Below are 752 nucleotides of genomic sequence, written 5' to 3' on the forward strand. Positions count from 1 at the left end.
GCGAAATAGCACTCAATGTACGCGTTGCCGTTGGCCGCCAGGATCGCAACCCGTTCCCCGGCTTCAATGCCGAAGCGGCGGAACACGCTTGCGAGCCGCGCCACCCGGTCCAGTACCTCGTCATGGCTGAAGTTACGCTCGGGGGTCACGAGCGCGATGTCGTCGGCGCGGAACGCGGTCGCCTTGCGCAAGCCCGCCGTCAATTGCATGTCGCGCTCCCACCCTGTTCGTGTTGTTGCTTGAACGCGTTTTAGCATTGCGAAAATCATTTTCGCAAATCTGGCCGACTGCGTTATCGTCACCGGAAACAAAACAAGGGTGGAAACACATGCCTGCAAACAGCGCAGCCGACGGCGATGCCGTCGTGTTCGAACGCCATGCCGACGTCATGGTGGTTCGCCTCAACAGCCCATCGACGCGCAATGCACTGCAACCGGCGGTCAAGCAGCATCTCGAACTCCGCATCCCGGAATTGCTCTCCGATCCCACCGTACGCTGTCTGGTGATCACCGGCAGCGAGGGGGCGTTCTGCGCCGGCGGTGATATCAACAATATGGGCGAGCGCGCCGCGCCGCAGGTGCGGCGGCGGATGCAGGTGACGCACGGCTGGGCCAAGCTGTTGCTCACCGCCGAGAAGCCGGTGATCGCCGCAGTGAACGGATCGGCCGCCGGCGCCGGCTTCTCGCTGGCTCTGCTGTGCGACATCGTGCTGATGTCGGAGCAGGCTTACTTCCGCGCGGCGTTTCCCGGGC

Annotated in this window: 2 protein-coding genes; one reads left to right on the forward strand and one right to left on the reverse strand. The window is 63.4% G+C overall.

Translation table 11 applies throughout. The annotated features are described in order from the left end of the window. Positions 1-209, reverse strand: a 209-nt coding sequence (locus tag DYI24_RS27340) for an AMP-binding protein (protein WP_164574539.1), incomplete at its 3' end; no start/stop codon positions are given. A 119-nt stretch (positions 210-328) separates the two neighbouring features. Between DYI24_RS27340 and DYI24_RS27345 the strand changes: the two genes are divergently transcribed. Beyond that, positions 329-752: enoyl-CoA hydratase/isomerase family protein (locus DYI24_RS27345; protein ID WP_164574540.1), on the forward strand; the 424-nt coding region annotated here is incomplete at its 3' end.

This window comes from Rhodopseudomonas sp. BR0C11 (assembly GCF_010820945.1).
GTDB classification, from domain to species: domain Bacteria; phylum Pseudomonadota; class Alphaproteobacteria; order Rhizobiales; family Xanthobacteraceae; genus Rhodopseudomonas; species Rhodopseudomonas palustris_H.